This is a genomic window from Aquisalimonas sp. (genome assembly GCF_007120195.1).
Classification (GTDB): Bacteria; Pseudomonadota; Gammaproteobacteria; order Nitrococcales; family Aquisalimonadaceae; genus Aquisalimonas.
Genome location: NZ_SKOG01000029.1, coordinates 1 through 7350 on the forward strand (window position 1 = coordinate 1; position 7350 = coordinate 7350).

Here is a 7350-nt window from a genome sequence, read left to right on the forward strand (position 1 = left end):
ACCCTCGATGAAACGGCTTTCCTTGCCGATGCGCGCGAGCAGCTGGCCGATTTGCGGGCCGCCGCCATGGACCACCACCGGGTTGAAGCCCACCAGCTTCATGAGCACGATGTCACGGGCAAAGCTGCGCTTCAGGGCGTCGTCCACCATGGCGTTGCCGCCGAACTTCACCACGATGGTGGTACCGTGGAAGCGGCGGATGTAGGGCAGCGCCTCGGTAAGGACTTCGGCCACCTCGGCCGGTGTCTTGGTCGTGCTCATGGTTACCCTGCGTGCTGTTCGACGGCGGCGAACAAGTGTGGTGCGCCGGTGCGCATTCGATTGAACAGTAATCGCCGTCTCAGAACGGCAACTCCAGGCCGGGCCGGGCCTGGAGCAGCAGTTCGCGAAAGCGGGCCCGGATGCGCTCCAGGGCCTCGGCATCATCACCCTCGAAACGCAGCACCAGGCACGGCGTGGTATTGCTTGCCCGCACCAACCCCCAGCCGTCCGGGAAGTCCACGCGCAAGCCATCGATTGTGGTCACCTGCGCATCCGGAAACTCTGCCGCGGCAACGAGGCGGGCGATGACCTCGGGCGGTTCACCCTCCTTCAGGTTGACCTTGATCTCCGGCGTGCTGACCGCTTCCGGCAGCGCCGCGAAGACATCGGTGCTGGACTGCGTCTCCATGGACAGGATCTCCAGCAATCGGGCCGCGGTATAGATGCCGTCGTCGAACCCCGGCCAGCGGTCGTTGAAGAAGATATGTCCGCTCATCTCCCCAGCCAGCGGTGCACCACTGGCCTTGAGCCTTGCCTTGATGAGTGAATGACCGGTGCGCCACATCACGGGCACGCCGGCGTGCTCAGAGATCACCTGGGCCAGCTGCGAGGAGCATTTGACATCGAACACGATGTCCGCACCGGGGTGGCGACTGAGTACGTCCCGGGCGTAGAGCATCATCTGTCGGTCCGCCCAGATGATCTTGCCGGTGGCATCCACTACCCCAAGGCGGTCACCGTCGCCGTCCAGTGCCAGCCCGACATCTGCCTGCTGCAAACGCACCAGGTCGATCAGGGTCTCCAGGTTCGCCGGGTCGCTGGGGTCAGGGTGATGATTGGGGAACGTGCCATCCACATCGCAATACAGTAGCTCCACCTCGCAGCCGATGGCCCGCAGCACCTGCGGCGCAACGCCACCGCCCACGCCGTTGCCGGCATCGAGCACCACTCGCAGCGGGCGGTGCAGGGTGATGTCGGCGGCAATGGCGTCGATGTAGTCCTCCACCACATCCTGCCGCTGGACCCGCCCCTTCCCCTCCAGTAGATCCCCGGCGAGCAGGCGTTGGTACAGGCCAGCGATGGCGTCCCCGGAGAGCGTCTCGCCGCCAATCATGATCTTCATGCCGTTGTAATCCGGCGGATTATGGCTGCCGGTAATTTCCACGCCGGTACCGGTGTTTAGATGGTGGGTGGCAAAATACATGACCGGGGTGGGCACCTGGCCGATGTCGATAACGTGGCGCCCGGTGGCGCTCAAGCCCTCGATCAGGGCTTGCGATAGCTCCGGGCTGGACAATCGCCCGTCACGCCCCACCACCACATCGGTGCAGCCGCGCGCCGCTGCCTCGCTGCCGATGCTGCGGCCGATTTCGCGAACCACGTCGGCGGAGAGGGAATCTCCCACCACACCCCGGATGTCATAGGCCCGAAACAGGTTGCGATCCACGTGCACACCGTTCTCCTTGTCAGTATCCGTCGTTGCCATAGTGTCCCCGCTGCTTAGCTCCGGTGCCGCCGGGCGTTGCGCGACGGTCATCCGGGGCATAGTAGGTATGGCGCAGCCCCAGCACGAAACCCTGCCGTCAGCGGCGGCCGGAGTGACCGAATCCGCCCTCCCCCCGGTCACTTGGTTCAAAACCCTCCACCAGACGCAGCTCCGGTCGGACCACCGGCACGAACACCAGCTGCGCGATCCGCTCCCCGGGCTGGATGGTGTAGGTCGCCTTACCGCGATTCCAGCACGAGACGAACAGCTGCCCCTGGTAATCGGAATCAATCAGACCCACCAGATTCCCAAGCACAATGCCGTGTTTGTGGCCCAGCCCGGAGCGCGGCAGTATGATGGCAGCCAGCCCCGGCGTACCGATATGGATGGCAAGCCCGCACGGGATCAGCAGCGTGGCCCCCGGGGCGAGCGCAGTCTCAGCATCCAGGCAGGCCCGCAAGTCGACACCCGCCGAGCCGTCGGTGGCGTATCCCGGCAGCCCCCACTCGCCTTCCAGGCGGGCGTCCAGCACCCGCAGGTCCACGCTTGACGTCATGCCTTCGCCCCGTAATCCGGTGTCCGGCTCGCGCGGTAACGCGCACCGATGAGCTCGAGCAGCTCCACCGCCAGCCGGGTCTTGGGCTTGGACTCCAGCGCCACGCGGCCCCCCTCCCAGCTCACTTCCAAGGCGTTGTCCGCGGCCTCGAAGCCGCCGATTGGTCGTCCCACCCAGTTGGCGGCGATCATGTCCACGCCCTTACGGCGCCGCTTATCCTCGGCGTTGGCCTGCAGGTCGTGTGTCTCCGCGGCAAACCCGACCGTAAACGGCGGCTGCTCCACGGAGGCGACGTCGGCGAGGATATCTGGATTGCGCACCAGCTCCAGCGCCATGCCGGCGTTGCGTTTCTTGATCTTGGCATCAGCGGGGGTGGCCACGCGGTAATCGGCCACTGCGGCGCAGGCAATAAATATGCTGCAGTCCACCAGTCGTTCCATGACTGCCTGGTGCATCTGCGCCGCCGATTCTACATCCACCCGCTCCACGCCCGGGGGCGTCACCAGCTCCACGGGCCCGGTGACCAGGGTAACGCGCGCTCCGCTACGGGCCGCGGCGGCCGCAACGGCAAACCCCATGCGCCCGGAACTGCGGTTACTGATATAGCGTACCGGGTCGATAGCCTCGCGCGTGGGGCCCGCAGTCAGCAACACATGGAGCCCCGTCAGCGCGGGCGCCGGGAACAGTCCCGCCAGGCCATCCACCAGGTCCAGGGGCTCGAGCATACGCCCGGAACCAATCTCCCCGCAGGCCTGATCGCCGTCGCCGGGGCCCAGCACCGTGACGTTGCGCTCTGCCAATCGGGTGACATTCGCCAGCGTCGCGGGGTGGGACCACATCACCCGGTTCATGGCCGGCGCGATCGCCACGGGCGCCTCGGTCGCCAGGCAAAGGGTGGTCAGCAGGTCGTCGGCGAGGCCGTTTGCCAGCCGCGCGATCACGTTGGCGCTGGCGGGCGCGATCAGTACCCCGTCGGCCCAGCGGGCAAGCTCTATGTGCCCCATGGCCGCCTCAGCCTCCGGGTCCAGCAGGCTCGTGTGCACGGGATTCCCGGACACCGCCTGGAACGTCAGCGGCCGCACGAACTCCTGCGCGCCCGCCGTCATGACCACGCGGACCTCCGCACCGACATCGCCCAGTCGGCGCACAAGATCGGCGCTCTTGTAAGCGGCGATACCGCCGGAGACCCCCAGAAGAATCCGTTTGCCGCGGAGATCGGTCATGCTGTCACCATCGCTACTGTGGGCTTTCACCACGAACCGCCAAAAGTGTACGCAATCCGGCACACGAGCATAACTGTGCATGCTTGCAAGACCAATCACAAATGGCTAAAAGTGACCAGTCACTCAAGGATGAAGGAGACCGACCATGGCCATCACGGACTGGCCCGAGACGGAGCGCCCGCGGGAGCGCCTGCTCGCCCATGGGGCCGATGCCCTTTCCGATGCGGAACTCCTGGCAATCTTTCTGCGCACCGGCAGCCGGGGGCAAAGTGCCGTGGACCTGGCACGGGAGCTGCTGAGCCGCTTCGGCAGCCTGCGCGGCCTGCTTGAGGCCGATCGCGACAGCTTCTGCGCCGGCCCCGGCCTGGGCGACGCCAAGTACACACAACTCCAGGCCGTATTGGCCATGGCCCGGCGTTATCTGGCCGCAGACCTGGAGCGCGGCGATGCCCTGACCAGCCCCCGCGCCACCCGCGAGTTTCTGCAATCACGCCTGCGCCATCAGCAGCGCGAGATCTTCGCTTGTTTGTTCCTGGACAACCGCCACCGGGTGCTGGGCTTCGAGGAGCTGTTCCAGGGCACCGTCGACTCCGCCGCCGTCTACCCCCGCGAGGTCGCCCGCCGCGCACTGGCCTATAACGCGGCTGCCGTGATCGCGGCCCATAACCATCCCTCGGGCGTCGCCGAGCCGAGCCGCGCGGACGAGCAGATTACCCGCCGGCTCAAGGAGGCCCTGGGGCTGGTGGACATCCGCCTGCTGGATCATTTCGTCGTGGGGGATGGCGACCCTGTGTCCTTCGCCGAGCGCGGTCTGCTCTGAGCCGCGCCACGCCAGCGCTCCCATGCCACAGTGATATACTTGGGCGGTCGCGAAGCCCCAGCAGGAGAAACCGATGCGCAGGGTAACGGACCAGCAGGGCCAACCATGGGATGTGACCGTCGGTCGGGAATCCTACGGTATGCAGGTCTTTCTGTTTATGCCCCAGGATGGAAGCGGCGTGCGCAAAGCGCTCATGAAGTCAGACACCTGGCTGGACGGTGAGCGGGAACTCCATCTCATGGAGGAGGCAGCGCTGCTTGAGCGGCTGGGGGCTTCCGTGCCGTGGGAGGAGACCGCGGCGTACTAACACGCGCCACAGGCCTCCCCGAGACGATTGACCCCCGTTTGCGCAGCCCGGCGCATTCGGCAATCGGGGCAGCTGCCTCGCGCGCGACCCGGAACATCACGCGGAGCATTAGCCAAAGTCCCGCAACCAAGGCGACTGTAGCCGCCTCAGTCGCCGCCGTCGAGCAGCGTGAGCCGTGACGTCCAATGGCCTGGGATTGTGCGCTCGGTCCCGCGTCTGCTGGTGCAGGCACACCTACAAGTGGCTTCCGGGAAGTGAATCTGATGCCGGCCTTATTAAGGCTTGGCCCCCGCCCGTTACCAGGACGATTTCTCTCAGTGCGGTTCGTCCTGCTGCGTCCGGGGACGCCCGAATTGGGCGGTCATCACGCACTGGCTTGTCGACCACGGGCCGGGGCTGCCTACAATGGCGGCTTGCTTCAGTCGGCAGCGTGAGGGTAGAGCGATGAAGGAGCAGCAATACGACACCGTGGTCATCGGCAGCGGCCCCGGCGGCGAGGGCGCTGCGCTGACCCTTGCCAAGAAAGGCCAAAGGATTGCGGTGGTGGAGGATTACCACGATGTGGGCGGCGGCTGCACGCACTGGGGCACTATTCCGTCCAAGGCGTTGCGCCACAACGTGCGTCGCATGATGGAGTATAACTCCAACCCGCTGTTTCGAGATCAGGCTGCGCCCAAGCGCCTGTCATTCCCGCCCCTGCTGAAGGTCGCGGAGCAGGTCATCAGCAAGCAGGTCGCCTTGCGGGCGAGCTATTACAGCCGCAACGAGATCCCGGTGTTGCACGGGCGAGCGCGATTCGTAGACGGGAACACGGTTGACGTGGCCGGGCCCGCGGGCAAGAAACTGCGTCTGCGCGCCGCCAGCTTCGTGCTTGCCACCGGCTCGCGGCCCTACCAGCCGGATGACGTGCCCTTCGATCACCCCAGGGTGTTTGACAGCGACAAGATCCTCGCGCTGGAGTATACGCCGCGCACTGTCACCATCTTCGGTGCTGGCGTAATCGGATGCGAGTATGCCTCGATCTTTCGCGGGCTTGGGGTCAAAGTGGACCTCATCGATACCCGCGAGCGCCTGCTCAACTTCCTGGACAACGAGATTTCCGATGCGCTCAGTTACCACCTGCGGGAGCACGGAGTGCTGATCCGGCACAATGAATTCTACACCCACGTGGAGCCCAAAGACGACCACGTAATCACAAACCTGGAGTCGGGAAAGCGGATCAAAGGCGACATCCTGCTATGGGCCAATGGCCGCAGCGGCAATTCCAAGGACATGGGCCTGGAGGGACTGGGCATCCAGCCGAATAGGCGCGGCCAGATTGAGGTCAACGAGGACTACCAGACGGAGCAAAGCCATATTTACGCGGTGGGGGATATAATCGGGTACCCCAACTTGGCCAGTGCAGCCTTTGATCAGGGCCGATTCGCAGCGACACACATCCTGTTCGGGCGTTGCGATTACCGTTTGGTGGAGGACATTCCTACGGGCATTTACACCATCCCAGAAATCAGCTCGGTGGGAAAGACGGAGCAAGAACTGACCGCCGCCAAAGTGCCTTACGAGGTGGGGCGTGCCTTCTTCAAGGATCTAGCCCGTGCGCAGATCGCGAACCAGAGTGCCGGGATGCTCAAAGTGCTGTTCCACCCGGACACGCTGGAGATCCTGGGCATCCACTGTTTCGGCGATCAGGCTGCCGAGATTGTGCACATCGGACAGGCGGTCATGGCGCAGCCTGGCGAGTCGAACAGCCTCATGTATTTCATCAACACCACGTTCAACTATCCCACCATGGCCGAGGCCTATCGCGTGGCGGCGCTCAATGGCTACAACCGCCTGAGCTAGCGTCCTGTAACCGAGCGACGCTGGTGGGCTGTGTACATCGTCGCCAGTGACCTTGCTGGAGGCAGCCCGGAGAATGCCGGACCCCATGCCCGCGACGGAGACGGCGAGGCGCCGCGACGCCCGTAGAGCGGTGGCTGATACCCATCGGTTGCGACATGGTGGCACAGGGGCGGGTCGGATGCCCCGGCGAGCAACAGGCGCAACCATCATGCGACAGTCGCCATTGCACCCGAGTGCTGGTTCAGGGGGACCAGTCGCGGCGCAACTGAATGAGGCATTCCCCTTTTTTCGTGGCTTCACTAAACTACAAGTACTTTGACACAAAAATGATGCACTGCAGTGGCCGTTAGCAACAGGGCAGGATTATGGATATCGACTACAAAAGCGTGGCCAGCTCACAGATCACACTATCGCAGCTGATGCTGCCTTCTCACTCTAATTTTAGTGGTAAAATTCACGGTGGGTATTTGCTGTCATTGATGGATCAAATTGCCTTTGCTTCTGGCTCTAAGTACAGCGGCAAGTACTGTGTCACTGCTTCGGTGGATCGGGTCGATTTTCTCAACCCGATCGAAGTCGGGGAACTGGTAACCTTGCAGGCCTCGGTAAACTATGTGGGCACCAGCTCTATGGTGGTGGGTATCCGTGTTGATTCACAGAACATTCAAACCGGGCAGGTGAAGCACTGTAATTCATCGTATTTTACCATGATAGCCAAAGACAGCAGTGGCACCCCCATAGCGGTGCCGCGTTTACTGCTAAGCAATAAGGTGGAAGTGATGCGCTACCTAAAGGCGGCTGAGCGTATTACCTTGCGCAAACAAAGCTACTCTGCCCGCGAGCCATTTGGAGGAG

At 63.8% G+C, this 7350-nt stretch carries 8 protein-coding genes; 4 read left to right on the top strand and 4 right to left on the bottom strand.

Going from position 1 to position 7350, the window contains the following annotated elements; all coding sequences use genetic code 11:
- The 4 genes from argB to coaBC form a co-directional block, all read right to left on the bottom strand.
- Window positions 1–261, bottom strand: a 261-nt coding sequence (gene argB, locus QZT63_RS02890; RefSeq protein ID WP_290648410.1) for an acetylglutamate kinase, incomplete at its 3' end; no start/stop codon positions are given.
- A 79-nt stretch (window positions 262–340) separates the two neighbouring features.
- Window positions 341–1747, bottom strand: a complete 1407-nt coding sequence (locus QZT63_RS02895) for a phosphomannomutase/phosphoglucomutase (RefSeq protein ID WP_290648411.1) — start codon at window positions 1745–1747, stop codon at window positions 341–343.
- Between the two features lie 97 nt (window positions 1748–1844).
- Entirely contained in the window at window positions 1845–2303 is a 459-nt protein-coding gene (dut, locus tag QZT63_RS02900; RefSeq protein WP_290648413.1) for a dUTP diphosphatase, read from the bottom strand.
- On the bottom strand, window positions 2300–3526 hold the full coding sequence (coaBC, locus tag QZT63_RS02905) for a bifunctional phosphopantothenoylcysteine decarboxylase/phosphopantothenate--cysteine ligase CoaBC (protein WP_290648415.1): 1227 nt from the start codon (window positions 3524–3526) through the stop codon (window positions 2300–2302). Before coaBC ends, dut begins: the two co-directional genes overlap by 4 nt.
- Before the next feature lie 145 nt (window positions 3527–3671).
- On the opposite strand from coaBC, the gene radC reads away from it, so the two are divergent.
- From radC to QZT63_RS02925, 4 genes are all read left to right on the top strand, one after another.
- Window positions 3672–4346: a DNA repair protein RadC gene (gene radC / locus QZT63_RS02910; protein ID WP_290648417.1), complete on the top strand. Its 675-nt coding sequence runs from the start codon at window positions 3672–3674 to the stop codon at window positions 4344–4346.
- Between the two features lie 73 nt (window positions 4347–4419).
- The gene (locus QZT63_RS02915; RefSeq protein WP_290648419.1) at window positions 4420–4653 is read left to right on the top strand and encodes a hypothetical protein; all 234 of its coding nucleotides are present in this window, start codon (window positions 4420–4422) and stop codon (window positions 4651–4653) included.
- A 444-nt stretch (window positions 4654–5097) separates the two neighbouring features.
- The gene (gene sthA / locus QZT63_RS02920) at window positions 5098–6495 is read left to right on the top strand and encodes a Si-specific NAD(P)(+) transhydrogenase (protein WP_290648421.1); all 1398 of its coding nucleotides are present in this window, start codon (window positions 5098–5100) and stop codon (window positions 6493–6495) included.
- 365 nt (window positions 6496–6860) lie between these two features.
- A partial coding sequence (locus QZT63_RS02925; RefSeq protein WP_290648422.1) for an acyl-CoA thioesterase occupies window positions 6861–7350 on the top strand: 490 nt, incomplete at its 3' end.

Coding starts and splice junctions, on each gene's coding strand:
- radC (WP_290648417.1), top strand. CDS start 3,672: ATGGCCATCACGGACTGGCCCGAGACGGAGCGCCCGCGGGAGCGCCTG.
- QZT63_RS02915 (WP_290648419.1), top strand. CDS start 4,420: ATGCGCAGGGTAACGGACCAGCAGGGCCAACCATGGGATGTGACCGTC.
- dut (WP_290648413.1), bottom strand. CDS start 2,303: ATGACGTCAAGCGTGGACCTGCGGGTGCTGGACGCCCGCCTGGAAGGC.
- QZT63_RS02895 (WP_290648411.1), bottom strand. CDS start 1,747: ATGGCAACGACGGATACTGACAAGGAGAACGGTGTGCACGTGGATCGC.
- sthA (WP_290648421.1), top strand. CDS start 5,098: ATGAAGGAGCAGCAATACGACACCGTGGTCATCGGCAGCGGCCCCGGC.
- coaBC (WP_290648415.1), bottom strand. CDS start 3,526: ATGACCGATCTCCGCGGCAAACGGATTCTTCTGGGGGTCTCCGGCGGT.